This is a genomic window from Planococcus citreus, assembly GCF_003664125.1.
Classification (GTDB): Bacteria; Bacillota; Bacilli; order Bacillales_A; family Planococcaceae; genus Planococcus; species Planococcus citreus.
In genome coordinates, this window is the sequence record NZ_RCCP01000001.1 from 593,216 (window position 1) to 619,041 (window position 25,826).

The window sequence follows — 25,826 nt, forward strand, 5'->3', positions numbered from 1 at the left end:
AACACTATTACTTGTCCATACCCTCAGCGAGCTTGGGGAAAACAGGTTTCCGGGTCCATAAAAAATCACCTGTACGCCTCTTTTAGGCACACAGGTGATTTCCAATCAATACGCCAGCTGCACCAAATCGCCGAATAGCGAAATGAGCAATAAACTGACCGCCCCGACAGAGATGGCCGCGATCAAGCCGATGTAAAACGGCTTCAATCCCATCCCGCGGAATATTTTCAAGTTGGTCGATAACCCGACGCCTGCCATTGCGAGGCCAAGCATATAGGTAGATCCGAACGAACTCCAAAAGCTGTAGAATTCTTCCCAGCCCGAGGCGCTGAAAATGCCGAACGCCTGCCCGCCTGAAGCGAGCGTAGCATCTCCAACCGTGCGTAGAAACGACAGCAGAAGAAACCCTAGAATGAAGAACGGAAACAATTTATACCATTTCGGCATGGGGTTCCCGTCCTGCCCCTCGCTCCGGAAGAACAAATACGCGATCAGCGGAATCACGGCAATGATGAACAGATTGCGCGTCAACTTCGTGATGGTCGCCACGTCAAGCGCCAGTGTCGAGCCGTACATTTGCTCATACATCAACGCAGCACCGGTTACTTGCGCAGTGTCGTGTATGGCGGTGCCAAGGAACAACCCGGCTTTGATCGGCTCATCTGCAAAAAAGAAATGGGCAAGGTATGGATAGAACAACATGCCCAATAGCCCGAAAACCGTAATATTGGCGATGGCGTACGAAATTTCGTTCTCTTTTGCGCGGATTACCGGTGCTGTCGCCATAATGGCGGTTACGCCGCATATGCCCGTGCCATTTGCGATCAATGCGCCAAGCCGGTTGGACTGCCCAAATAGTTTCGTAAAAAACAAAGTGACGCTGATTCCTACTGTGATACAGGCTATGATGAGCGGCATGCCCCACGCCCCGAGCGTCAAAGCTTCCGTCAAACTCAAGCGCAAACCGAGCAGGATAATGCCTGCCCGCAAGGCGTATTTGACTGAAAAACCGACGCCGCTAATGAAGATCTCCGGTAAGCCTACTGTGTTACGGATGATGATCCCCACCAGGATCGCCACAAAAATCCCTGACACCGGGCTTTTTCCGCCTTCCGGCAATAGCCCGGCCGCCCCGAGTGCCGCGCCGATTAAATCCGCCCCATAAATTCCTGACCATATAACCAACAAACAAAGGGCCAGGCCTGGAAGCAGCCTGACCATTCGCTGATTTTTCGTGTTTTCACTCACACTCATCTGCTCCTTGCGAACCGTCTTTTGATTTCGTACTAATCGTACCACCAAAATGCGGCTCCGTCTAAGGGCGTTTAAGCTAAGATTTCTTCAAGCAGCCCGATGATGCGTTGTTGCTGCTCTGGTTGCAAATCAGATCCTGAAGGCAGGCAAAGCCCTTCCGCAAATAATTTTTCGCTGACAGCCGTTTTGCCATGCGGATTATGCGAATAGAATTTGCAGCCCGCAAACAATGGCTGCAGATGAAGCGGCTTCCATACACGGCGCGATTCGATATTTTCCGATTCCAGCCATTCACGGATATAATCCGGCGACCGGTCGGTTCTAGCGGGGTCAAGCAGCATGACTGTCAACCAGCGGTTCGAACGGGTACCTTCAAGTTCGGGCTGGAATTTCACCGCTTCATGCTTGCCGAGCGCAGAAACATAGCGGCCGAAGACAGCTCGGCGGGCCGAGACGCGCAGTTCGATTGCCTCAAGTTGGGCACGCCCGACGCCTGCCAGCACATTGCTCATCCGGTAATTATATCCGACACGGCTATGTTCATAAAATGGGGCGTTATCTTTCGCCTGGGAAGCGAGAAACCGTGCTTGCGCCACTCCTTTTCTGTCATTTGACACTAACATGCCGCCTCCGGACGTCGTAATGATCTTATTGCCATTGAATGAATAAATTCCGTATGTTCCGAGACTTCCCGTTTTCTTGCCTTTATAAGTGGAACCAAGCGATTCCGCTGCATCTTCGATGATGGGCACCCCGTAATGATTACAAAGGGCAAGAAGTTCATCCATGCGGGCGCTTTGTCCATATATATGTACAATAATCACCGCTTTTGGAAGTTTGCCCTCTTGTTCTGCAGCCGCGAATGCTTTCTGCAGCGCCCAGGGAGACATATTCCACGTTTCTTCTTCTGAATCGATAAAGACAGGTTCCGCCCCAGCGTAGAGAATCGGATTGGCACTCGCCACAAACGTCAAACTGGAACAGAAAACACGGTCTCCTTTACCGATGCCCAATAGTTGTAAAGCCAAATGGATTGCGGCAGTCCCTGAAGATAAAGCAGCCGCTGCCTGAGTCGTGGCATACGCCGCTATTTCTGCTTCGAACTGATTGACATTCGCCCCCATCGGCGCAATCCAATTGGACTCGAACGCCTCGCTGATATACTTCTGCTCATTTCCCGTCATGTGCGGGGCAGAAAGAAAAATCCTATCACCTGTTTCTTTAACCGGAACCGGAAAGGGCACAACCGATGTTCCTGCATCCTGTCGAATGTTCATGTACAACAGCCTCCTCTTCTTTCTTCGCACGTTCAGTCCGTGCTGTAATCACTTTGGCAAGTTCGCGGGAATTGCAAATTATTGATAATCAAGCCGGCAGGACCGGTTTCTTCCGACAGGCCATTCGAGCGGCCTTTCACCGTAAAAATCATATCCTCACCGAATATAACTTCCATTTCCTGGATAATATCTTGTTCAAGTTGCGGAGGAACGAAATCGGTTCCACTGAGCCATATTTCAATCGCATCCAGAGAGTTCTGGACGAACTGCATGGAAGGCGCAGCTTGCTGGAATTTCCCTTGCACCGTGGCTAAATACAAACTTGTCACCTTGCCTCTGCTCCTCGATTGCAAAAAGCCAGATATTGGCTTGAACGGCTTGCGGACTACCGGATGCACACTGCCGCATGGACATGCACAATGCACCGGCATCCACTGTTCTTGAATCTTCAGCCGGATCAGCGGCGTCCCTTTTGTATGGAAGCGGGTCAAGAGAACTTCGCCTTTGTCGGTAAACTCCAACACCCCTGTCCGCATATTGAAGTGCAGATTCCCGACAGCACATTCAGAAAGAAATGGGGAACGTTCGGTTGCCATGCTCCACCTGCGGACAGGGCAACCAAACGCGCTTTCGATCTCCAATCGTTCGCTTTCAGACAATATTCCCGTTTCCACAAAAACGGCCACAGCTTGAAAATCCAATAGAAGCCGGTGATCGTTGATGAAACGGGCTATCGTTACGATCGATTCAAATAAACCATCGATGAAATCAGGACCGAAATCATTCAAGTTGCGGACCACAGCTGAAAGATAAGGCTCCGTGCAATGATGGGCTGAATATAGGCGCTGGTTGAGATAGTAAATATCACGCCAGAACGCACCTTCTTTCTGGCCGATAGGAACAAAATCCCCACGGTAGAATGTCGCACGCTTCATGTCCAGGTTGATTGCCCCATGCTGCTTCTTGAAATGGTCCATTGCTGCGGTTTGTTTTTGCAGATCCAAATTGTTCAGCCATAAACGTGGTAATTGGCCTGGTTCTGAGATTTCAGGTTCCGCCCTTTTCTTGCGGCCGTTTTGCGTACGGATTTCATCAATCCGCTCATTAAAAAGCTCCTCTTCGATAACCGGAAGCTGTCTTAAATCACTGGCAACTCGGATATCAGCCAAGTCCTCCCCATAAAAATCCCGGTAAAATGCACTATGCTCAGCAGCATGGCGGAGAAGCGAGCGAAGTTCCTGGTCTTGATACCGCTCCTCTGATTGCCGGTCATTCTCGTCCATGCCCGAAAGTTGATGAAGAAAGCGATAATAGCCCATGCCATACCTTTTACGTGAATTGGCATATTCACGTAAACTGAGCAACAGACTTTGGAGGTAGACGGGAGAATTCCCATACAGTTCCGTTGATAGCAGCTTCACTTTGCATCCCCCCTGCGCTTCTAGGCAGAAACTGTAATCAGGCCAATCCCCCTTCGATCTTCCATTGTTCTTTCCAAGCTGTTTCTTTTACCTTGTCTTCTTTCGGGCGATTCGCGAGTTTCAACAAAGTGTCGCGGATTTCCTGTTCTTCCATTTCAGGAAGCTTCTTCAAAATCCGGCTAATTTCCACTTGGCTGATCGGTGTGGCTTTGCCGATATGGATTTTCGCAAACACTTTTTCCGATTGGATTTCACTCGGATCCAGCAATTCCTCATAGAGTTTTTCACCCGGCCGCATGCCCGTGTACTTGATTTGAATCTCATCCTCTTCAAAGCCGGACAAACGGATCATGTTGCGGGCTAAGTCGACGATTTTCACTGGTTCTCCCATGTCCAGCACAAACACTTCACCGCCGGATGCGAGCATGCCTGCCTGGATCACCAGGCGGGAAGCTTCCGGAATCGTCATGAAATAGCGGGTCATTTTCGGATCAGTGATAGTGACCGGGCCGCCTTTCGCGATTTGTTCACGGAACAGCGGCACGACACTTCCTCTAGAGCCGAGTACATTGCCGAATCGCACTGCGGCGAATGTCGTATCAGAAGAAACCGCTAAATTCTGGACGATCATTTCCGCAAATCGTTTAGAAGCTCCCATGATATTCGGGGGATTGACGGCTTTATCGGTAGAAATCATGACGAAATTGCCGACGCCGTGGCGATCTGCCGCTTCTGCCACATTCTTTGTCCCGAAAATGTTGTTCTTCACCGCTTCAAGCGGATTCGCTTCCATTAATGGCACATGCTTATGGGCTGCGGCGTGATAAATGATATCCGGCTTGAATTTACCGACCATTTCAAAAATCCGTTCACGGTCCTGGATATCCGCAATGATCGGGACAATATCGATTTCTTGCGGCACTTTTGCACGCAACTCACGGTCGATCGTGTAAATCGAGTTTTCGCCATGGCCAAGCAAAAGGAGGCGCGCCGGTTTGAAAACACTGATCTGGCGGCATATCTCTGAACCGATTGATCCACCGGCGCCAGTGACCATAATGCTCTTTCCTGCGATTTTTTCAGTCAATGCTTCCATATCCAGGCGAACCTCTTCGCGGCCAAGAAGATCCTCGATTTTCACGTCACGGATATCACTGACTTTGACTTTGCCGACCATCAGATCTTCAATTCGCGGAATCGTCTGTACTTTAAGTCCGGTTTCAATGCACAGTGTTGTCACTTCAGCCATTTCCCTCTTCGACAGCGAGGGAATGGCAATGACAATCTGGTCAATCTCGTTGTGTGCGGCCAAACGCGGAATTTCAGAAATCGGCCCCGCCACTCCTAATCCAAATATCTCCAGACCCCATTTTGTCCGGTCATCATCAATGAAAAGAATCGGCTTTCGTCCCCATTGCGGATTCTGCTTCATCTGCCGGACAATCATGCGCCCAGCTTCACCCGCACCGACAACAATCGTGCGGCTTAATTGCCCTTCACCTTTACGCGGCTCGCGCTCATGATACAAGCGGAATGAAAAACGCGATGCCCCGAGGAATAGAATGAGGAACATCCATGTCAGCGCTAGGATCCGGACAAACACCCCGCCGGTCTGGATATACTGCATCACTGTCGCGACGAACATCGTCAAAGTGACCGCTTTAACGATCGACTTCAGCTCGTGGACTGAAGCGTATGCCCACACTTTTCGGTATAGCCCGTAATGCCAGGCAAAGGAATGATGGGCAATGAACAATGTAATTGTCATCAGCAATAGCAGGCGGTTTGACATGATGTTGTCGAACGGCAGCAAAAACAAATAACAGAGATACGTTGCTGAGAGGATGATCAGCGAGTCGATTATGAACAATGAAGTATAGCGTTTAGTAATCGTCATGTCATTAGCTCCTTCACCTCGCGCAGGTACCCCTTATTAGTTGTAGTCATGGCTGTAATAATGGTCCTTGCTGAGTTTGTAATTATTCATCACGACTCCAACGATATAAGCTTTGGAAGTCGCTAGGCTGTCGCGCGCCTTGATTGCGCTTTGCTTTTCGGTTTTTCCAGTATTGACGACGAGCACCGTGCCATCGCATTTATTCGCCAGGATCTTGGAATCCGTCACCGATAGGATCGGCGGCGAATCGAAGATGATCAAATCGTAGCGTTCCTTCATCTCAACGACCAATCGATCCAGCATCGGTGAATCCAGTAGTTCTGCCGGATTGTGCGGAATCTGCCCTGATGTCAGCAGTTCCAGGCCACGGATGCCGCTATCGCGCACACTTTGCTCAAGCTCCCCTTTGCCGACCAATAAATTCGACAAGCCGATATGATTGTTCAAATTGAAGGTATGATGCAAAGTCGGTTTCCGCATATCCGCATCGACGAGCAGCACTTTTTTTCCGGATTCCGCAAAGACGACGGCCATATTGGCTGAAGTCGTCGATTTCCCTTCCTCTTTCGAAGCGGAAGTGAACAATAAAGTCTTCATTTCGTTTCCTGGCAAGGAAAAGTTGATGGTCGTGCGGATCGTACGGTATTGTTCGCTGATCACCGAATTCGGCTTAATACGTGCTACCAACTTTCGGGCGAGCGGCCGTTTTGACGCTGTCTGGTTCAACATTCTCATCCAACTCCATTCTGTCAGTATGTTTCGATGGTTTATCCGTTCTGTCCAAGTCGCCGACCGGGCTTACCACGCCGAGCACTTGCAGGCCAAGCAGTTCATCGATATCTTCTTCCGTGCGCACCGTCGTGTTCAATTGATCGAGGACAATCGCAAGTCCAGTTCCGAGCATGAATCCGATGATCGCACCGACGGCCATATTGAACAGCGGATCCGGCTTGACCGGCTCAGGGCTTGCAGGCATAGTGGCAGGGGCGAGTATGCTGACATTGTCGACACGCATCAAATTGCGGATTTCCTGTTCAAACACTTTGGCGGTCGTATTGGCGATCAATACCGCCTGTTGCATCGAACCGTCTTCGACTTCTAGCGTCACGACTTGTGAATCCTCGATGCTGGAGACTTCAATCCGTTCGTTCAATGACTGCACCGTTTCGTTAAGCCCGAGTTCATTGATGACTTCTGTCAAAATCGCCGGGCTCTTGATGATAACGTTATAGGTGCTGATCAATTGAAGATTCGTATCGATATCCTGCATGCTGAACTCCTGGGCATTTGCCGGGGCTTTATTGACGAGGATCTGAGTCGATGCCTGATAGACCGGCTTCATCCATAAATAACTGACAGCTGCCGCGATGGCGACAAAAGCGACAGTCATCGCGATGATGAGCGGCAGGCGTTTCTTCAAGTTCTTGAAAAATTCTTTCATATTGAATGTACTTTCCATGTCTTCACCTCATATCCCCATGTACGGGGTGATTTTGCTTGTTCAATGGAGCTGTTTTTCTGCAAAGCGGCCGATGATCCACAGGCGCAGCGCTTTGCCGTTGTGTGCGTTCAACATGAGGATGATCCATAGCACTAAGCCGATCGGCATCAATAGCACTTCGGCCACCCATCCTGTCATCGGCATCATGCCGGCTGCTGTAAACAATGTGAAAAAAAGAATCGAGACGTATACGGACTGGAAAGCGTGGTAACGGACGAAACGGTTTTCCCGCTCAACCATCAATAGGATGAAACCCGAGAAAAACCCGAGCAAATACGCAAGCGACCCCGCTACATTTTCCGAAAGGCCAAGCCCAGTGATGGAAGGCTGTGTGCTTGGGGCTTCCCGGCTCTGCTTGAAGACGGTTTGCTGCTCAAAATTGACAGGCGGTTCATTCGTCATCTTGATTTTGTTCTCAATCATCTGCTTTTCCTCCTTGATATCTGTCTTCCTATCGGTTAAGACCCATACTAAAGAGAGCAGGTTAAAACAAAGTTAAATAGTTTCACTAGTTTTATTTATCTAATAAATTAATTTATAATGGCGCTTTCGTCGTGCTTATGCGCAAAGTTCCACGGGATTTTCCGCAAATAAAAAAGCCGACCCGTTCGCCTCTTCGGCAATATGATCGGCCTTTCCATCTTCAATTGGTGAACTTATACCCGAATCCCCGGACTGTCTGGATATACCGCGGAGTTGCCGGATCGTTCTCCACTTTCCGGCGCAGGTTGCTGATGTGGACCTTGACGGTTTGGACATCGCCTTCTGAATAATAGCCCCACACTTGGTCGTATAATTGCTCGGCTGTCCAGACGCGGTTCGGCGTTTGGGCCATCAAGAGCAATAATTGAAATTCTTTATGGTAAAGTTTCACGGGCTTGCCCTTCACATACAGCTCGCGTGAATCGACATGGATATGAAGGTCGCCGAATTTCAGGATCGATAGCTTATCCTCTTCCCCGCTCTTCCAGCCATTGCGGCGCAGGATCGCTTTGACGCGCGCTTCCAACTCTGTGAAATCGAAGGGTTTGGTGATATAATCATCGCCGCCCACTTCCAGCCCTTGGATTTTATAGGCGAGTTCTTTCCTATAGCTGACGAAAAGGATCGGCGTCTTGGTGCGTATCCGGATTTTCTCGCACAATTCCAAGCCGCTCATGCCAGGCATTTCGATATCCAGCAAGATCAGGTCCGGAGTTTCTTTCGACAGCACGTCCATCGCTTCATAGCCATCTTCCGCCTCGATGATTTCATAGCCTTTCTTTACCAGGAACAAACGCATCAATTCGCGGATGCCGTCTTCGTCTTCGACAATCAATACAGTCGCACTGTTCATGAAAATCCCTCCCATGTGTTAGTATCTCAAGGGCAGGGCAATGATGAATGTGCTGCCTGCGCCTTCTTCGCTTTCTGCCCAGATTTCGCCTTTATGTGATTGGATGATTTCTTTGGCAATCGCAAGACCAAGTCCGCTTCCTTTATAATGGATCGATTCATCGATTTTGAAAAACCGGTCGAATATATGCGGCAACGCCTCTTTTTGAATTCCGCATCCATTATCTTCTACACGGATGATCAATTCGCCGTCCGCTTCCGTTTCGTCCAGTACATGTGCGCTTGCCCGGATGCTTGTCGATAAAGTGATGCGCCCTTCTTCCGGCGATGTGTGCTTGACCGCGTTCCACAATAAATTCGAGAAAACTTGGTCGACACGGTCCACGTCGACCAAAAGCCGCCAATCAGCTGGCCGTTCTTTTCCACTTGGCCCTTCGAATCGGAAGCGCCTGCCGCTTTGCGCAAGATCCGCTTCCATTGATGCCGCAATCCGCCCCAGCCACTCATCAAGCTTCAATTCCCCGAAACGCAACGTCATATTGCCGGATTTGTATTTCGACAGTTCGACTAGGTCTTCCGTCAAACGCTCGAGCAATAAAAGTTTTTTGTGGATCATATCCAAATACCGGGGATTGTTTTCCTCGATCAAACTCTCTTTTACAGCCTGGATATAGCTATGGATCAAGGTGATTGGTGTGCCCAGTTCATGCGAAATCGCCGACAGCATCTCATTGCGGGATTTCTCGACTTCCTGGATTTCGTCATTCACCGTCAATAAGTTCATATTGGTGATCTCCAAAGCCATCGTCCGCTCTTTGACGTTGCGTTCAAGGAAGAAATTCAAATTGGTGATTTCCTGTGTCATGCTGCGAAGCGTAGCAAGCGTTTCCACTCTCATCAAAAATTCTTCGACATCGCATGGTTTCACTAAATAATCGTTGGCCCCTGCACTGAACGCATTCGTTTTTTCCCTGACACTTTCCTTGTCGGACAACATCAAAATCGGCAATTCCGTCAGAGTCGCATTGACCCGGATGCGGCGGCATAATTCGTCTCCTGCCATATCCGCAAGCTCGTCGTCGAGAATGACCAAATCCGCCGGCCGATTCTCCAAATGCACGAGCGCTTCTTCGCCACAGCTGACGCCTTCCGCCTTATACCCTTCTCCTTTAAGCTGATGGATCAGCATCAACCGGTTGACTTCCTCCGCCTCTACGACCAAAATGCGTAACCCTTTCCTGACATTCTTTTCCTTGACCAGCGAATCTGCCAGTTGCGAAGCCGTCAGTTCCCTGATTTCTGTCGGGGGCGTGGATTCCTGTTCCCGTTCTTCTTCTGTAAGCGGCAGCGTGAAGGTAAAAGAAGAGCCTTTCCCAGGGGCCGATTCCGCTTTAAGCCAGCCCCCCTGCATTTCCACAAGCCTTTTGGTGATTTTCAGCCCCATCCCGATGCCTAGATGTGGTGTTGTTGAATTGCCGATCGGTTCAAACAAACGATCCAGTTGCTCTTCTTCCATTCCACTTCCAGTGTCTTTGACCGTAATGGCGACTTGTTTTTTGATGATTTTTGCAGTAATGATGATTTCTCCACTATCTGTATGCTCCACCGCATTGCCGACAAGATTATAGAGTACTTGGCGCACCCGTTCGGGATCAGCGATTGCTTCCGGGAAGTCAGCGGGAATTGTGTGCTTTAAGCTAACTTCGCTCGATTTCAGCAAAGGGGTGCACAACCGAATCACGGAATCCGCAACGCCCGGCAGTTTCACTTTCTCCAGATGCAAAGATAGCATGTGGTGTTTCGGGCCTGAAAAATCCAATGTTTCATTGATCATCCGCGCCAGCTTTTTACCGCTCTCAGAAATCGTCTCCAATTGCTGGATAACAGAAGGCGGCATTTTGCTATAGGCTGATTCTTGAAGGGATTCTGCAATTCCAACCATTCCGTAAAGCGGCGTGCGCAAGCTATGGGAAGTGATCGCAAGTAACTCATCTTTACGTTCATTGACTTGACGAAGCCGCTCGATTTCAATGCGCTGCCGTTCAACGGAACTGCGCTCGCGCTGAAGCCTTTCTTGTTCCCTGATTTTCTCTTTGTCTCTCAGCGCCAATGCAGCGAACAGGACAGCGAAGACCCCTAAGAAGAAAATCAAGCCTTGGGCCGCCATGGTAATCGGCAAGACCCCTGAAACGTAAAGTGCATTAAATAAGACAGCGGCTAAAAAGAAGATCAAAGATACCAGATAGTAACGGGCATGAACCACTCCCCTTTTCATCCCATAGACTGCCAATAACAGGCTGACAACCAATGTCGCACCAAGAGCCAGCGTCAGCAGCAGCCTCGCCCATTCAAACGAAATGAATAAAGTGGTTAACACTACTGCATTGAATAGGAGCAATGCCTTGATCATCCGGTCCGTTTCAGGCAAATGGCGCTTCGTATTCAATAAGCCTTCCGTCAGCAGTGTCGCAGACAGCGAAGACAGCCCGACAATGAAAAATACACTATAGCCATTCCATAAATCCAGCTCCGGCCAAATAACATCAAGACTCAAACCCGCTGCAGAAGAAAAAAGGAAAAAGGCGGTTATCGCATAAATGACGAAATACAAATAGGCGCGCTGCCGCACTGTGATGAAACGGTGGACATAATAGAACAAAAACATTAAACCAAGCCCACCGAGCACACCGACAAACGCAACCTGTTGCCTGGTCTGGCTCTCAAACGCTTCCCGCTCCCAAACGGTAACCGGCAATTGAATCGGCGCAGAAGATTCAACGCGCATCCAGTAAATGGCCGATTCGCCTGTGGGCGGAGATATCGGAAAGACTGCCGTCCTATGGATAATTTCCGTATCCGCCTCCTGGCCACTGCGAACTACCGTAAATCCTCCTTCGCCATCATCCGTATAAAGACTCACTTGATCGACGCTCGAAGATCCCAGTTCGAGAAGCCATTCCTTCTCGGCATGAGCCATATTTCCCACTTCCAGCATTAGCCAATACACTGATGAGCTAAAACCGATATTCATCGGGTTATTGCTAGCAGGCATAAAATTCCAAGCATGAGGCGGCTGTTGGATATCTTCAATTTGCAGATTGCCTGATTCATCTTCCAGAACAGAAAGCCGGCTGCCCGCAGCAACTTCTTGCTGGGCATCATCCAGCACGAGCAGATTGCCGGAATCGGCTGAAGTATTCATGCCGGCACCCGAAAGCGCCATACAGCATACGAGAAAAAAGAATAGAGCTGAGTTTATCTTTCTCTTGGAATAACCCATGGAACAGCACCTCTTTTATCCGAATTATCAGATATCTACAGTTTTCAGCAGCTCTTGTGTTGAATGCGACAACGAAACGCAGAAAATAATCATTTGACCTAAGGCAAAAGATTTATTTTTTATTTTTTTAATCCATATTATGTATATTAACTAGGTTTATTGATTTAACGAAATCATATCATTTATCACAGGAAAAGAAAACCATTTTAATTTCCGAATATTCAAATATATATTTAGAACTATGGTTTTTACATCATTTTATTCCCCTTAGTCCGAAAGCATTAAAAAAAGCCATAAGCTTCTGCTTACGGCTGCAATATTTTAATTGTATCGGTTTCGTTTCCTTTTGCTTGGTACATCGCCTTATCCGCCCGCCTTAGAATAGAGGAAATGCTTTCCTCTGCGGATAAGGCTATAGCTGTCCCTAAGCTGAAATTGACCGGAACGAGATTGCCTTGGATGGTCCAGTCTCCTGTAAGCTCCGCACGGATTTTTTCAGCAGCTGCTAGCGCCTCTGAATTAGTGGTTACACCTTCCAGAATTACGACGAATTCATCACCGCCCATCCTGGCAGCAACGTAGCCTGCCTTCTCCAACTTGGCTAAGCGAACTGCAAATTCCGTCAAAACCATGTCCCCGAAATCATGTCCATAATCATCATTAATGCGCTTGAAATCATCGAGATCCAACACAGCCAAGGCTATTTTCCCGTCTGTTTGCTCCTGATTTCTCAGTTTGTTGCGGCTATATTCCTGGAAATAGCGGCGGTTCGGCAGCCCGGTTAAGGAATCATGGAATGCATAATATTCCAATTGGGCTTCGTATTTCTTCTGTACTGAAATGTCACGGACAATCATGACCATATGGGAGAATGCGCCTTCCTCATCGTAGACTGGGGTCCCATTCATCTCCCCCCAAATCCAGCCACGCCCCGGATGATCGAAGCGCAGCTGCAAGGAATATGGGCCCGCCTGTTGCACTGCCTCCTGAAACTGCTGATCCACAAGCGCTAAATCGTCTGGATGCACGTTAAAGAACGGTTTCTGCTTAACTGCTTCTTCGGAGGCAATGCCGAAAATCTCCTGGCTCGATGGGGATACATATAAATACTCCTTTTGCCTGTTCATCAAGACCACTACATCGTAAACATTTTCGGCGATCACCCTGAAATTTTTCTCACTTTCCAAATACTTGCTGACCAGCCTATCCAACTCGGTCATGTTTTTCGCCATCATATAATAGCCCGTTACCCTGCCTTGGACGCTGATCGGGATGAATTTCACCAAACACCCGATAGCATTCCCATCCTTCGATTGCAGGCTCAGCCGGTGGTCTTTATAGAGACCCGCTGCCGCTTCCTCGAAGATTTCTTTCGATCTCACGCGTTCGCTTTGCTCAACCAAGCCGCAGAAATCCCTTCCAGCCAATTCACTGATCGGCCGCTGGACAAGCGCCCTGGCCATCCGGTTCCCGCCATTGATCTGCCCACCCAATGTCAAAGTGAATACCGCATCGCCGTTGCTTTCGAATAAGGAACGGTATTTGGCATTGCTTTCCTCCAAACGGTTCAGCGCTTCCTCCCGCGCATGTTTTGCCAACTTTTCTTCTGTCACGTCATTGACCACGCTGACGATATGGCTGCAACGGCCGGTTTTGTCAAACATCGGCGTCAAGCGCGACTTGGAGTAACGCAGCTCCCCGTTCGGGGCATAGTAAGAATCTTCATAAAAAATACTCGCCCCTTCCGCCAACGCCTTTTCATAGAAATGTTTCAGCTGCCGGGCAATTTCTGGTTCGTGCACTTCCCTGAAAGACTTTCCAAGAACGGAGCCATCCAACTGAGTATTGGTTTTTACCGCCTCGTTGATGAATTCATAAACCCAAGCATCCGGCTCGACTCTGACAATGAAAATCATCTCTTCTATACCTTCGAGCAATACACGCTCCAACGCCAACCGTTCAGGCTTGCTCCCCATCTACAATACCCCACTTCCCCCGAAATGCCACTGACTTGTTTAACTTGTTTTATCTTCTTTAACATCTTATCAGATTTTCAATCCAGCAGGAACTTTCCGCCTAGCTAAAAAGCTTGCCGCCACTATTTTTCACCTTCAATTCAGCTGGTTCCACTGGCCTAGCCGCCAAGCACCCTTTGAGCCAAGAGTCTCCTTATCCGCTATAATAAAATCAACTTTATCCGGCTAAATGATTTCAGTGTTCGATTCCTAACCGGATCGATTAAGGAGGATCCATTATGTGTTTGATCAATTTGCAATTCCAGCAGCACCCCCGCTACAAACTGATTGTCGCCGCGAACCGCGATGAGTTTTATGGCCGCCCTGCTGCGCCCGCCCATTTCTGGGAAGACTTACCCGGGATTCTCGCCGGCCGTGATTTAAGCCAGATGGGCACTTGGCTCGGCGTGAATAAATCCGGCAGTTTCGCTGCGCTAACCAATTACCGGGACCCTGAACATATGGCAGCTGGCGCCAAGTCACGCGGCGAACTAGTCACTCAATTTCTTGATGGCCATATCTCCCCCGAAGATTATCTGCGGGCAATCAATGATCAGGATTATGCCGGATTCAATTTAATCGCCGGCGATGCCGAAGGGCTTTATTATTACAACAATATCCACGGAGAACCGGTAAAAGTTCCACCCGGCACTCATGGATTGAGCAATCATTTCCTGAACACGCCCTGGCCGAAAGTCGAGCGCGGAAAAGAAAAACTCGAAGCCTACGTATCGGTGAATGAACAATTGGAACTTGACCGGCTGTTTGAAATCTTAGCGGATGCCGAACAAGCGCCCGACCACATGCTTCCAAAAACCGGAGTCGGCCTGGACTTGGAGCGAGCGCTTTCTCCCATGTTCATCAAAATGCCTGACTACGGGACGCGTTCCGCAACGGTGTTGCTCATCGGCCATGACGGGCTTGTCACTTTCGCTGAACGCAGCTACGAAAACGGCGAGTTCCGTGAAGACCGCAAATACGAATTCCAGATTCCCTGAAAACGGCCATCAACAAGGCTTACAGCTGTCTCTAGAGATCTCATTGAATTCCGGGAAGCAACTTTATGCATTTTCCTCTTCTCCATAGAAATGATCTCCAATAAAATAAGCCCATAAGAAACCCCAAGCGGATGACCCGCTTGGGGTTAAATTCAACTCCTATGCAAAATCGACGCCCATGCTTTCGAACAAGCGCTTATATTCAGGATACCAGCGCTCCCATTCAGAAGTGCGCTCTATTCCATGGCCATCTAAAATGGCTTCCATAATATCCAGCGCCACATGCCACCCGGCAACATCTTTCGGGGTTTGATCTGTAATATCCGGTAAAGTTTCGACCATTTTCACTCTCGTGCCTTGGCCATCCGGGCTCAGTTCAAAATGCACATGGTCGTCTCCCCATTCAAATGCAAGAATCTCGCCTTTTTTATAGTCGGTAATAGGAAATTCTTTCTTTTTCCCATGGCCCATTTCCAGTGTCAGATGGCCAGATTCGCCTTCTTCTTCCATTTGAAGCCCTGAAAACCAGCGATGGATTTTGTGGTTGTCTGTCAGCATTGCCCATACTTGCTCTGGGGAATGCTCAAAGTATCTGTCGAATGTGGCGTTGTAGCCGGTAGGATTTTTAGTGATTTCTGCTGTCATTGAAATTCCTCCTCCACTCGTCTTTATTCATAGTATACCCAAGTTCCGTGTGTTTTCTACTTAAATCGGGTATATTGTGCGGGAGGAGCTGAAAACGATGAGATTAGGATATGCATGCATGAACACCGAGCTGAAAACGGTTTTTCGCACATTGCGTCTAGCCACAGCCGAAAAAGAAGGCGTCGAAAAGATCAAAGAATTGACCATCCAAAATATGGAAACCACATTAGAAGTCATTCGCTGGAATTTGGAGCAGGGCATTCTTTTTTACCGCGCTTCAAGTTCCATCGTCCCCTTATCGACACACCCAATCAATGATTGGCGCTGGTGGGAAGATGAAGATTTTTTGGCGATAGCTGGAGAGATCCGCCGATTGGTAGATGAACACGGAATACGCGTTTCTGTACATCCAGGTCAGTACACGGTGTTGAATTCACCTAAACCTGAAGTAGTCCGGAAATCGATTGAAGACCTTGAATACCACGACAAATTGATTCAATTGCTCGGCGGCACAGACATCATCCTGCACACAGGCGGGGCATATGGCGATAAAGAAACTGCCAAACGGCGTTTTGCCGATAATTATTTGATGTTGTCCGATAGCATCCGTCAGCGATTGAGGCTCGAAAATGATGACAAAACTTTCACATTGCGCGATGTGCTCGATGTGCATGCCATGTGCAAGGTGCCGATTTGCTTCGATATTCACCACCATAATTGCAATAATGACGGGGAGCCGGTTGATTTCTCGGAAATCCTGGCTACATGGGAAGGATACGGCCGCCCGAAAATCCACATCAGCACCGGCCGTGAAGGATTTACCGACCTGCGTCACCATGACCTCATCTCAGAAGAGGATTTTGCTGAATTGCTGAAGCTTGTCGAAGGCTATGAAGTCGATATCATGTTTGAAGCGAAGCTGAAGGAACAAGCGGTGTTGCCGTTTCTTCACAAACTCCAAAACCAATAGCAAAAACCGCCTGGACAGCCGTCAATCGGCTATCCAGGCGGTTCTTTTATTCAGCCGGCAATTTCGGAAATTCCAATGTAAATTTAGTTCCTTTGCCGACTTCCGATTCGACGGTAATATCTCCGCCCATTTGATTGAGTATGCTGTAAGTGACCATGAGACCAAGCCCTGTCCCTTTCGACTTATTGGAGAAATACGGTTCCCCGAGACGCTTGACTTGTTCTTTCGTCATGCCCACGCCTTCATCTTGGATATGCACACAAACCGTATGGGTAGATGACTCAAGCTCGACCTGCAGCCTTCCGCCATCCGGCATCGCTTCAATGCCATTCCGGATAATGTTCACGAGCGCCTGATGGAGTTTTTGGGAATCGCCCAAAATCGGGCTGGCAGCGTCAGCGCCCTGCACAAAAATTTCAACATTCCTGGCATTGGCATAAGGCGTCATGATTTTGATGACATGGGATAGTTCAGGTTCCACTTCGATGCGTTTCATTTCACCGTAAGCCGGCTTTGCATAAATCAAATAATCATCGATCAAGTCTTCGGCTACTTTGATTTCTTCCAGGATGGTTTGCTGGAACTCCAACTGTTTCGCCCGCGGGTATTCGTATTCCTGAAGCAACTGGACAAACCCTTTTACGCTTTGCAGCGGATTGCGCAGTTCATGGGATACGGCCGCAGCGAAATGGCTGACCGTCTCCATCTTTTCATGGCGCATGAGCGAATTATATAAATACTCCTGTTTCTGCAGATGCTCGATGAGCAAAGCGGTCAAGATGATGATACCGCCTTGATTTAGCATGAGCATGAGCCAAATGCCGATCAGGTTATGGATCGGATCCCCGAAGAAGAAATAACCTGCAAACAAGTTGAATAACAGGGACGCGATTGAAATGGAGAAAACGACTACCGCTTTCCACCACCGATTGACTTTCCTGTAAAGAGGCCCAAGCAAAGGCACGCCGGCCGCTAATAAAAACTGGTTCAGAATCGCGATATACATGCCGTCCCCGCCAATGGCTATACGCCCGATAGCCGATACGATGAACAGCACCGCACTGACCAAGGGCCCGCCGTATAAAGCTCCGACAATCATCGGTACTTGCCGGAGGTCGAATATATAATCTTCCGTGAGAAATTGGTACGGAAACACCATGCACAGGATGATGGAGATGGAAAACAGGATCGTCATGGTGATCCTGTGGCTGACGAAGAAGTTTCGCTGCCCGGCTGTCGCGAACATTTGATAGAGGATGATCGGAAAAATGATGAAGAAAATATTATTGATCATGCCGGTCATCATCGCTTCCATGGCTGCACCTCCCTTTCCCGTTTCAGATTACTATTATACCGATAATTTCCCCTCACCTTCCAGCTATTTTTAACGATCTTTATACGGATGGTCAATTGCCGCCCGTATCTTTGTCAAGGTCCGTTCCCTGCGCTTTTTCATTCCGGATAATGTGACGCCATAATGTTTTTGCAATTCTGTCAGGCTGTAGCCGTCTATATACATCTCTTGAAGCAGCCGCCGTTCTTTCGGGCTCAACAAAGCCGCATCCAGCCAGTCCGGCAACTTTTCAGCCACCCACTCCACCGCTTCTTCCTCTTCAAGGAATAAATCGGAATTCTTGACCTTCTTGCCTCCTTTTTGGCGCCTTGTCAATTCGTCTTTCATGGCACCTTTAATGCTGCGATAGGCAAACGGCGCAAAATGGCCGATTGCCGGATCATGTTTTTCCCACGCTTGCCACAGCGCAATAAACCCTAGTTGGCGGAATGCATCATAATCGGTGTAAATATTCAATTTGCGGATAATCGATGAAATCATCGGCGCGTACTGGTCTGCCACTTCCGTAAAAGCTTCCATCTTCTTTTCCTTCTGGACGTCCTGTTTATTCCCGGGTGAATACAGCTTATGAAAGCTTCCCCGCTGAGTCTAGGTCGGAAAGCGAATAGCAATGCTTTTAAAATTGGATAATAAACCCATTTTATAATACTTAAGTTTTTGATAATTTCCATAATAATTACAATTATCTGCATATTACTATTGATTCATTAAAAGAGAAATGATACGATTTCCACACAATGCAAAAAGGAGAGAGACGGAATGAAAAATTGCGGCGATTTGCGGGTTGATCGGGACGTCTTATTCCTCGAATCATGGTACGAGACAGGAAAGCGTTCACGCATCACTACTACATACGGTGTCTTCTATTCGCCCGACCCGCTGCTAACTTTGATCGATAAAGCATCCATGTTGTTCGCTATCCCTGACGGCGGACGTGTAAAGGCTACGCGCCATAACCTCAAGATACATGGGAAGAACATCATTCTATTCTCAAATGGCGGTCTTGCCGCCTACCCGACTCATTCCCCTTGCCAACTGGGATGTGTATGGATCTTCAATCACCACTATAAACTGGAGGCCATCTCTTCCGTCAGGACACGCATCATTTACGAACGCTTCGGGATCTCCAAAGAAGTCGACGCATCTACCCACAACTTATCCAAACAGAGGAAACGGCTGCATGAAATAATTTTTTGATGATAAACAAGCAGTGTTTCCATCAGCTGCACCCATAAAGAAGCCACGCCGTCTGCCGGCAGAATCCGGCAAACGGCATGGCTTCTCTTTTTATGCGGCATGATCAGCGAGCAGCAAAATGAACAACTCAATCACCCAAGCATCCTGCGTCTTTTTTTCAAGTGGGTCGGTAATAAAAAAAGCCATATGCCCGTCCCATATCTTCGTTTCAGCTTCGTAACGCAGCGCCGCCGAAAGACCATCCCTTTCCAACCAGCCCACCAGCGCGTCTGCAGATGACCAATATTGTTCCGGCGGCCCATTGTGAATTGCATGGGCAAAATCTCCTCCCGGCAAATACCCCGAAATGATGCGATGATCTTCAGCCATCAACTTTTTTGTCGGAACGCCGACTTCGATCAGCCGCTGGCCATTATCGTCCAAGCACCAGAAGCGGATAAACGGCAGCCCAACAGGCGATTCATTACGCGCACTCAACCATGACAATACTTCAGCTGCAAGTTCAGGCGCTTCTCCGATATGGCCTGAAATCCTTGCAGTAATGCCGACATATGGCTGTTCCCCACGCGCTTCAATGGTCGGTTCATTTATATAATGCATGCAAAAGCCCCTCCCGTTCCATCATTTGCTTTTCCATACCCGCCTCGAGACTTTTTCAGTCACTAGCTCTTTTGCACTAGCCCGATTGCCATATCATAGATTGAGGGGGGAAGCTTCCATTGCCTAGGGAAGATTTATTATATTTTATTTATTATTTACTGAATTTTCAATCATAAAGATAGTTTTTGTATTGGAACGTGATATAATAAGACTATAAAAACTGATTAAAAAAAGAAATATCGACATATTATAAGCCTTGAATCATGCAAAGTTTTCCATATACATAAGCCGTCTGCCGGCTAAATCATATAAGGGGTGAGCAGAATGTTATCCAGATGGAGCAAGTTGCTAGCTATCACGGGATTATTGCTCTTTTCACTGCTGTCGTTCACAGGCCAGGCCGATGCCGCATCCTCTACTTATGTCACGAAAGGCAACACAACGAGCAAAGTAGTCGCCTTAACTTTTGATGACGGATCCGATGGAACGAACATCAACAAAATCCTCGACATCCTAAAAACCAATAATGTTAAAGCTACTTTCTTTCTGACAGGTTCCGGCATTAACCATCACCCGAGCTGGATCCGCAACATCGCCAATGCAGGACACCAGGTCGGCAACCATTCCTACTCGCATCCGGACTTCACAAAGATCAGCATTGCCGCTATGCAAAGTGAACTCGCCCGAACGGAAACCGCTTATAAAAACGTCACAAGCAAATCGACCAAACCTATTTTCCGGGCCCCATTCGGCGCGTCCAATGCGACCGTGTTGAAAGGTGTCGGTGATGCAGGCTACACGCATACCATCCAATGGAATATCGATACCATTGACTGGAGAGGCTTATCTTCTACCGAAATCACCAATAAAGTCGTCAATAATATCGTGCCAGGATCCATCGTTTTGATGCACACCGGTGCCGGAGCTTCCGGAACCCCCGGTGCACTCCCAGGCATGATCAGCAAACTGAAAGCGAAAGGCTACAAATTCGTCACCGTTTCCGAGCTGTTGAAATTGCCGCCAACAGGCGGAGCGACTTACACAGTCAAAGCGGGCGACACGCTTTACAGCATCGCCAAAAAATATAATGTCACTGTCGCCGCTCTTGCGAAAGCCAATAACATTACCAATTACAATTTAATCCGCGTAGGACAGGTCTTGGTGATTCCAGGCACAACCGCTCCGACACCGCCGCCAGCAACGACCGTCAAGTACACGGTAAAAGCCGGAGATACGCTCTATAGCATCGCCAGCAAATATAATACGACTGTTGCAGCTATTGCATCCGCCAATAGAATTACCAATATCAATCTCATCAGCGTCGGGCAAGTCTTGGTCATTCCGGTCAAACAAGCACCGCCGCCAGTGACGACTGTCAAGTACACAGTGAAAGCCGGAGATACACTTTACAGCATCGCCAGAAAATACAATACGACTGTCACTGCCATTGCCAAAGCGAATAACATCACCAACGTCAATTCCATTCGCGTCGGCCAAGTACTGATCATCCCACGCTGACATTGAAGGCATAAGAAAAAGCCATCCTCGGATGGCTTTTCCAGAGTGTTGAAGAAGTCTGTGATCTGTTATAAATAAAAAAGGAAATCACTTTTTCCACATTCAAAATCAATGTTCTAGCTGAGTATTTGGAGAAGCGTTCGCTCGACTCCAGTGGATCAGCGAGACGACCGAGACCCCGCAAGGCGCACCGCGACTGAGGAGGCTTGGGCGCGAGCCCACGGAAAGCGAGCGATAAGCTTCGGAAAATACGGCTTCTTACCATTCTCGACAAGCTAAAAAAGCCATCTTCGGATGGCTTTTTTAGCTTTCTTGATTAATAAAATATTGATTCCACAGCGAATTAAGCCGGGCTTTTCCTATATAAGAAGCGTTTATACAGACGAAAAATAACAATCGCCATTACCAGTAGAAACACGACAGCCAATGCGGGCACGAAGAAAATCAAAATTGGCGCAATGGTGGCGGTGGCATCCTCTGCAACCGAGACAGCCGGGCCCATCAATGCTGTATCGCTGACCCCTTTCACTGCCGTCAAGGTCGCATGTGAAGCCGTAGCCACACCCCCTCCTCCGATAATCGCAATCGCCCATTCCAGAAATGGGTTCATATCGCCGATAAACGATGCCGTCAGCAAAATTCCCGCAAGTGCCGCGACCGGCGTAGAGATCAATTTCATGAACGATCCAACCGCCGGAATATAATTGACCAGAACCTCAAATATCGTGGCTGCACCGAACGCAATGAGTGCCGGCGTGCTGCCAACCCAACTAAACCCTTCAGACAAGGTAACCCAATCCACCCGTTCGAAAATCCCTGTTATCAATAATGGGGTGAAAATACGGAATCCGACCGTGGCGCTCAACGCCAGGCCAATCAGAACCGCCATGACCATCTCCATTCAACCACCTCCAGAAATCTTCTTCTTAACGATTCCATACCCTTCTGGAAAATAAACTAACTACATAAGCTGAAACACTCGAGTCTTCTCCACCCAAAAAGGATGAAAAGGATATCCCTTTTCATCCTCGCGCCGAAACAGCTCGATTACTGTTCATGCATCATCATTTGATAATGGATAAAGTCAAAGAAATGCAAATCGCCCGGTAATTCCTCTCCTGCGAGCGACTCCGCACGCTGAACTACCTGTTTCGCAAATTCCGTTTGCTCGATTCGTTCGAAATACTGCCATAAGTAATAATAGACCGCCAAGGACTCGTAATCGACAGTCGGTTTTCCGGTTTCCCGGTCGTACCTCCCGGCCAATTGCCCTTGATTAACCCACTCTTCGGTCAGCCAGTTTTCAAATTCAGGGGATTCGATGTCCTGGTCGAAGCGGTTGACCGCAATCAATAATTGGTCGATCATATGGACTTCGCCGCTTTTCACATATTTTTTTTCATCAAAGTCATAGTACTCAGGAAAAAAAACTTCACTCTCTCCCGTATCCAGCATAGCGAACGATTCAGGAAGCACCGTTATTTCGTCGATGAGGTAGCTGAGCGTAAGCCGATTTCCTGCAAGCTGATAGGACCAATCATAATAATCAACCGCTGTTCCTTGTTGGTGTTGGCGGTCTTCAATCGCAGATACAATCTGCTGTGAAAGTTTCAAATAAGCTGGTTCTGCAAATTGTTCTGCTGCACCTTCCAAAGCCGCCGCAATGCGCACATCATCGATCAATGCATTTACATTCGCTTCCTCGTATAGGCGCCAAGGGATAAACACCTGGCCACCTGTTTCAATCAAGAAACGGTCTTTTAAAATTGCCGCCTGCTCCGCGAAATTTTCTTCGTCTTCAACTTGAAGCAAATACTCCAAATACAAGCCGAGGCTTTCCGATAAATATTCAGAATCCCGATTGTCCGGATAGGCATGGATGACCCCTTCATCATTCACATAATGAGAATCAACCGTTTCCTGAACCGTCGTCCCTTGCCCGTTGACCATTCCGCACCCCCCTGTCGCCAAGCTACCCAAAAACGCCAACACGAATAATTTATTTCTCTTTAATCGCTTCAATTGAGTAAACTCCCCATTTCACCGACTGTAGTAATCGCTGTTTTTTTAACTTCGTATGTTGCCGATTCACTCTTTGCACTCATTTTTTGCTCGATTCGTTTCAATAAAGGCTGAATCGAATCCTCTTCCGTTTCCTTGACCAATACATAAACCGCGCCTTTTCGGCTCGTTACGAGATCCCGCTCCCGAACGATCGATTGCAGTGCTGCACGCTCCAATTCCGATGTCTGGACAGGGCAGTTGGCAAAAGGGGTCACTTCCATCAACCATGTGCGCTCTTTTCGCTTACTTGTTTTCAACATCCATAAAGCCTGTTCGACAAATTCCTGTAACTCCAGCGCACGGAGTTCACCCTCTTTACGCAATAAGAGTTGCCGGTGTTCTTTCAGGCGCTTTGTTTCTTCCCCCACCAATTTCACTTGGTCAGAAACAACCCAAAGCGAAAATTGAAAAACCGACAACAGGAAATAAGTTCCTATTGAAGTGAGTGAAGCTCCAGGCTGCTGAAATGCCGTCCCAATCGCCGCAAGCAAGACCAGAAATAGAAAAGCAGGCAGCCATTTTCTCGGCAATAACAAGATAAAAGGGACAGAAAGGAAAGCAGCCGCTACAGCGTATTCATAGAAGGGCCAACGAAAATAAAGCAATATGATTCCAGAAAGCAATGCTAAGCATATGAAAAAAGGTAAAAATTTCAATTTATTCATTTTATTATCTTCCTCGTAAAATAATTGGTAAAAACTCAAAAAGATATTGAAGTTCATTACCAAAATTATCTTACACTAGCTTGCACAAAAAAACTATGGGACAGAGAAATTCTCTGTCCCACTTTCTTTTTTCTAAACTCACTCATTGCTTCTCCCAGAACTCGCTGTCCGTTTTACGTCTGCGGAATTTCTGTGCCACGGCCGCTACGGCAATGATGACGAAGATGGCTAGCGGAATAGAAACCCACCAGAGATCTCTTGTCGTTTGCGCAACAAGAACACTCATCGGGCGAGAAACTTCGATATCGCCACCTGCTGTTTCTACTACCATACCGTCCACTTCTGTTTTATGATCCATCTCTTTCAAGTTGACCCATTCATACTGATTATATTTTTCCAACTTGGTCATTACTTCATCAAACTTATCGATTCCCAAATATGGATGATAGAAGAACGCTAAATAACTATCGCTGAATTGGGCTGTGTAATCGGCTTGTTCAATCATTTCATCTACCGCATTGTCATTCTCCGGGTCGATATAGCCCAATGTTTCTGGAATCACTTTCATCCCGTCCAGCCCTGATGGGGTCGTTTCATATACTGGCACGAAAGTTCCGTCATAGGTCCGGTCTGAAATTTGGATCTGCCCAACATAAGTCGTGAAATACTTGGACAATTCTTTATAGCCGGTTTGCGACATGGAATAATGGGGCGCTTCGAACGCAATCGGATATAGTCCTTCTGCTGTCATTTCGTAGACCCCATTGACGATGGAGTTGTAAATATACGTTTGTTCGTATGGCAAGCCAACATTTTGAACGAAATCTTGATATTCTTCATCGGAAGCGAAATCTTCCCTCAGCTTTACTTCATCTGTATTCGACTGGTAAATGGGGCGGTCGTGATCTACATCCCAATATTCAAATCCCTCACCGGTTTCATCTTCCCGGTACTGATGAAGATAGCCATGTTGAATCAAGCTGGCGCCGTTTTTCTGCATTTCCTGCAAAACCTCCACCAACTCGATAGCCTGGGATAAATGGATGCTTTGCCCGGTTTCAGGATTCGTATAGACCGGCACGACTGTCACGGCATAAGGTATATTCCGCTCTGCCAAATAATCACCCACTTGCTTGACCAGTACCGGATCGCTCCTTGGGTGGATATCTTCCAGGCGGATCAGTTTTTTAGGCGGGGATTTCTCTTCATCAAAAAAGTCGAAAAGCGATTCACCTACAATGTCGCTGATCCGGCCAGTAATCGAGTTGGCAGCGACATAATATAAATTATCGTTTTTAAAAATCAGCGGATATGCCCCGTCTGCTGCCTGCCCTTCATAAAGAACTTCCATCTGTTCGATGCCATTGATGAGCATCATGTCCTTTTCTTCCTTCAAATCGAACATTTTACCATCTCCGCTAACGGAATCAATGTTACGATAATCTCGGATGCTAAGATCGGGAGCTTCTTTAAAGTATTCAAAATAATTCCCGATAAACATTTTTTTCACGTCGTCATATTGGTCGACAATGAACAGTTCTTCTTCAGTCAATTGCCGTTTCCCAAGCCCAAAGTATATGACGTGCGTGTAATCGCCTTTTACGTATTCTGCTGCAGCTTCCTCAATGGATTGTATGGTGATATCCGAACTGAAATGCCCTACCAGCATATCCAGAATCGGCACTTCTTCTCGTTGCGTCTGCTCTTCCGCATGGTACAAAATCAACACTTTCGCTTGTTTGCTGGACGAGTCATCAGCTGCAGCGATTGCCCACGGGCTGGCGGCCAGGAAGGCGAGCAGTAATATGAAAGACAAGATTTTTTTCATCAACAGC

The 25,826-nt window shown here is 47.9% G+C and carries 22 protein-coding genes; 4 read left to right on the plus strand and 18 right to left on the minus strand.

The features are described from left to right. Positions 1 to 105: 105 nt before the first annotated feature. The 10 genes from DFR62_RS03080 to DFR62_RS03125 form a co-directional block, all read right to left on the minus strand. A complete protein-coding gene (locus tag DFR62_RS03080) occupies positions 106 to 1,248 on the minus strand; it encodes a YeiH family protein (protein WP_121297984.1) in 1,143 nt (380 codons plus the stop codon). A gap of 77 nt (positions 1,249 to 1,325) precedes the next feature. Then, positions 1,326 to 2,438 carry an aminotransferase class I/II-fold pyridoxal phosphate-dependent enzyme gene (locus tag DFR62_RS03085; RefSeq protein ID WP_241663180.1) on the minus strand — a complete coding sequence of 371 codons (1,113 nt, stop codon included), beginning with the start codon at positions 2,436 to 2,438 and terminating at the stop codon, positions 1,326 to 1,328. Positions 2,439 to 2,563: 125 nt separating this feature from the next. Next, on the minus strand, positions 2,564 to 3,952 hold the full coding sequence (locus DFR62_RS03090) for a hypothetical protein (RefSeq protein ID WP_135449705.1): 1,389 nt from the start codon (positions 3,950 to 3,952) through the stop codon (positions 2,564 to 2,566). A gap of 37 nt (positions 3,953 to 3,989) precedes the next feature. Next, positions 3,990 to 5,849 carry a polysaccharide biosynthesis protein gene (locus tag DFR62_RS03095; RefSeq protein WP_121297988.1) on the minus strand — a complete coding sequence of 620 codons (1,860 nt, stop codon included), beginning with the start codon at positions 5,847 to 5,849 and terminating at the stop codon, positions 3,990 to 3,992. Positions 5,850 to 5,885: 36 nt separating this feature from the next. Further along, complete coding sequence (locus DFR62_RS03100; protein ID WP_121297990.1) at positions 5,886 to 6,584, minus strand: CpsD/CapB family tyrosine-protein kinase; 699 nt, start codon at positions 6,582 to 6,584, stop codon at positions 5,886 to 5,888. After that, positions 6,520 to 7,308, minus strand: coding sequence for a YveK family protein (locus tag DFR62_RS03105; RefSeq protein ID WP_121297991.1), 789 nt, complete (start codon positions 7,306 to 7,308; stop codon positions 6,520 to 6,522). Before DFR62_RS03105 ends, DFR62_RS03100 begins: the two co-directional genes overlap by 65 nt. 42 nt (positions 7,309 to 7,350) lie before the next feature. Then, entirely contained in the window at positions 7,351 to 7,773 is a 423-nt protein-coding gene (locus DFR62_RS03110) for a DUF4870 domain-containing protein (RefSeq protein WP_121297993.1), read from the minus strand. Positions 7,774 to 7,993: 220 nt separating this feature from the next. Next, on the minus strand, positions 7,994 to 8,686 hold the full coding sequence (locus DFR62_RS03115; RefSeq protein WP_121297994.1) for a response regulator transcription factor: 693 nt from the start codon (positions 8,684 to 8,686) through the stop codon (positions 7,994 to 7,996). Between the two features lie 18 nt (positions 8,687 to 8,704). Further along, positions 8,705 to 11,887: an ATP-binding protein gene (locus tag DFR62_RS03120; protein ID WP_167456513.1), complete on the minus strand. Its 3,183-nt coding sequence runs from the start codon at positions 11,885 to 11,887 to the stop codon at positions 8,705 to 8,707. Positions 11,888 to 12,270: 383 nt separating this feature from the next. Continuing rightward, a complete protein-coding gene (locus DFR62_RS03125) occupies positions 12,271 to 13,941 on the minus strand; it encodes a diguanylate cyclase domain-containing protein (RefSeq protein ID WP_121297997.1) in 1,671 nt (556 codons plus the stop codon). A gap of 278 nt (positions 13,942 to 14,219) precedes the next feature. On the opposite strand from DFR62_RS03125, the gene DFR62_RS03130 reads away from it, so the two are divergent. Next, complete coding sequence (locus DFR62_RS03130; RefSeq protein WP_121297998.1) at positions 14,220 to 14,978, plus strand: NRDE family protein; 759 nt, start codon at positions 14,220 to 14,222, stop codon at positions 14,976 to 14,978. Between the two features lie 159 nt (positions 14,979 to 15,137). Here the strand turns inward: DFR62_RS03130 and DFR62_RS03135 are convergent, their stop codons facing one another. Next, positions 15,138 to 15,623, minus strand: a complete 486-nt coding sequence (locus DFR62_RS03135) for an SRPBCC family protein (RefSeq protein ID WP_121297999.1) — start codon at positions 15,621 to 15,623, stop codon at positions 15,138 to 15,140. A gap of 97 nt (positions 15,624 to 15,720) precedes the next feature. On the opposite strand from DFR62_RS03135, the gene uvsE reads away from it, so the two are divergent. Beyond that, entirely contained in the window at positions 15,721 to 16,593 is an 873-nt protein-coding gene (uvsE, locus tag DFR62_RS03140; protein WP_121298001.1) for a UV DNA damage repair endonuclease UvsE, read from the plus strand. Positions 16,594 to 16,639: 46 nt separating this feature from the next. Here uvsE and DFR62_RS03145 read toward each other — a convergent pair whose 3' ends face one another. After that, a complete protein-coding gene (locus tag DFR62_RS03145) occupies positions 16,640 to 17,908 on the minus strand; it encodes an ATP-binding protein (protein ID WP_121298003.1) in 1,269 nt (422 codons plus the stop codon). 69 nt (positions 17,909 to 17,977) lie between these two features. Continuing rightward, positions 17,978 to 18,466: a sigma-70 family RNA polymerase sigma factor gene (locus DFR62_RS03150; protein ID WP_121298004.1), complete on the minus strand. Its 489-nt coding sequence runs from the start codon at positions 18,464 to 18,466 to the stop codon at positions 17,978 to 17,980. Positions 18,467 to 18,706: 240 nt separating this feature from the next. Between DFR62_RS03150 and DFR62_RS03155 the strand changes: the two genes are divergently transcribed. Next, positions 18,707 to 19,144 (plus strand): competence protein ComK, encoded by a 438-nt coding sequence (locus tag DFR62_RS03155; RefSeq protein ID WP_121298006.1) that lies wholly within the window; start codon positions 18,707 to 18,709, stop codon positions 19,142 to 19,144. A gap of 90 nt (positions 19,145 to 19,234) precedes the next feature. Here DFR62_RS03155 and DFR62_RS03160 read toward each other — a convergent pair whose 3' ends face one another. Further along, the gene (locus DFR62_RS03160) at positions 19,235 to 19,744 is read right to left on the minus strand and encodes a GyrI-like domain-containing protein (protein WP_121298008.1); all 510 of its coding nucleotides are present in this window, start codon (positions 19,742 to 19,744) and stop codon (positions 19,235 to 19,237) included. A 324-nt stretch (positions 19,745 to 20,068) separates the two neighbouring features. Here DFR62_RS03160 and DFR62_RS03165 point away from each other — a divergent pair, with 324 nt between their 5' ends. After that, positions 20,069 to 21,262, plus strand: a complete 1,194-nt coding sequence (locus DFR62_RS03165) for a LysM peptidoglycan-binding domain-containing protein (protein ID WP_121298009.1) — start codon at positions 20,069 to 20,071, stop codon at positions 21,260 to 21,262. 343 nt (positions 21,263 to 21,605) lie between these two features. Here the strand turns inward: DFR62_RS03165 and DFR62_RS03170 are convergent, their stop codons facing one another. The 4 genes from DFR62_RS03170 to DFR62_RS03185 form a co-directional block, all read right to left on the minus strand. Further along, positions 21,606 to 22,163, minus strand: a complete 558-nt coding sequence (locus tag DFR62_RS03170) for a DUF4126 domain-containing protein (protein ID WP_121298011.1) — start codon at positions 22,161 to 22,163, stop codon at positions 21,606 to 21,608. A gap of 146 nt (positions 22,164 to 22,309) precedes the next feature. After that, positions 22,310 to 23,212, minus strand: coding sequence for a hypothetical protein (locus tag DFR62_RS03175; RefSeq protein ID WP_121298013.1), 903 nt, complete (start codon positions 23,210 to 23,212; stop codon positions 22,310 to 22,312). A gap of 68 nt (positions 23,213 to 23,280) precedes the next feature. Next, entirely contained in the window at positions 23,281 to 23,991 is a 711-nt protein-coding gene (locus tag DFR62_RS03180) for a hypothetical protein (RefSeq protein ID WP_135449594.1), read from the minus strand. Positions 23,992 to 24,133: 142 nt separating this feature from the next. Next, complete coding sequence (locus DFR62_RS03185; protein ID WP_121298015.1) at positions 24,134 to 25,819, minus strand: polysaccharide deacetylase family protein; 1,686 nt, start codon at positions 25,817 to 25,819, stop codon at positions 24,134 to 24,136. Between the last annotated feature and the right edge of the window lie 7 nt (positions 25,820 to 25,826).

Excerpts from the sequence above, each read along its gene's own strand:
- DFR62_RS03145 (WP_121298003.1), bottom strand. The coding sequence starts at position 17,908 with ATGGAAGCGATGATGACCGGCATGATCAATAATATTTTCTTCATCATT.
- uvsE (WP_121298001.1), top strand. The coding sequence starts at position 15,721 with ATGAGATTAGGATATGCATGCATGAACACCGAGCTGAAAACGGTTTTT.
- DFR62_RS03165 (WP_121298009.1), top strand. The coding sequence starts at position 20,069 with ATGTTATCCAGATGGAGCAAGTTGCTAGCTATCACGGGATTATTGCTC.
- DFR62_RS03110 (WP_121297993.1), bottom strand. The coding sequence starts at position 7,773 with ATGATTGAGAACAAAATCAAGATGACGAATGAACCGCCTGTCAATTTT.
- DFR62_RS03130 (WP_121297998.1), top strand. The coding sequence starts at position 14,220 with ATGTGTTTGATCAATTTGCAATTCCAGCAGCACCCCCGCTACAAACTG.
- DFR62_RS03180 (WP_135449594.1), bottom strand. The coding sequence starts at position 23,991 with ATGAATAAATTGAAATTTTTACCTTTTTTCATATGCTTAGCATTGCTT.
- DFR62_RS03095 (WP_121297988.1), bottom strand. The coding sequence starts at position 5,849 with ATGACGATTACTAAACGCTATACTTCATTGTTCATAATCGACTCGCTG.
- DFR62_RS03150 (WP_121298004.1), bottom strand. The coding sequence starts at position 18,466 with ATGGAAGCTTTTACGGAAGTGGCAGACCAGTACGCGCCGATGATTTCA.
- DFR62_RS03115 (WP_121297994.1), bottom strand. The coding sequence starts at position 8,686 with ATGAACAGTGCGACTGTATTGATTGTCGAAGACGAAGACGGCATCCGC.
- DFR62_RS03160 (WP_121298008.1), bottom strand. The coding sequence starts at position 19,744 with ATGCATTATATAAATGAACCGACCATTGAAGCGCGTGGGGAACAGCCA.
- DFR62_RS03120 (WP_167456513.1), bottom strand. The coding sequence starts at position 11,887 with ATGAATACTTCAGCCGATTCCGGCAATCTGCTCGTGCTGGATGATGCC.
- DFR62_RS03135 (WP_121297999.1), bottom strand. The coding sequence starts at position 15,623 with ATGACAGCAGAAATCACTAAAAATCCTACCGGCTACAACGCCACATTC.
- DFR62_RS03125 (WP_121297997.1), bottom strand. The coding sequence starts at position 13,941 with ATGGGGAGCAAGCCTGAACGGTTGGCGTTGGAGCGTGTATTGCTCGAA.
- DFR62_RS03100 (WP_121297990.1), bottom strand. The coding sequence starts at position 6,584 with ATGAGAATGTTGAACCAGACAGCGTCAAAACGGCCGCTCGCCCGAAAG.
- DFR62_RS03170 (WP_121298011.1), bottom strand. The coding sequence starts at position 22,163 with ATGGAGATGGTCATGGCGGTTCTGATTGGCCTGGCGTTGAGCGCCACG.
- DFR62_RS03085 (WP_241663180.1), bottom strand. The coding sequence starts at position 2,438 with ATGACGGGAAATGAGCAGAAGTATATCAGCGAGGCGTTCGAGTCCAAT.
- DFR62_RS03185 (WP_121298015.1), bottom strand. The coding sequence starts at position 25,819 with ATGAAAAAAATCTTGTCTTTCATATTACTGCTCGCCTTCCTGGCCGCC.
- DFR62_RS03155 (WP_121298006.1), top strand. The coding sequence starts at position 18,707 with ATGAAAAATTGCGGCGATTTGCGGGTTGATCGGGACGTCTTATTCCTC.
- DFR62_RS03175 (WP_121298013.1), bottom strand. The coding sequence starts at position 23,212 with ATGGTCAACGGGCAAGGGACGACGGTTCAGGAAACGGTTGATTCTCAT.
- DFR62_RS03105 (WP_121297991.1), bottom strand. The coding sequence starts at position 7,308 with ATGGAAAGTACATTCAATATGAAAGAATTTTTCAAGAACTTGAAGAAA.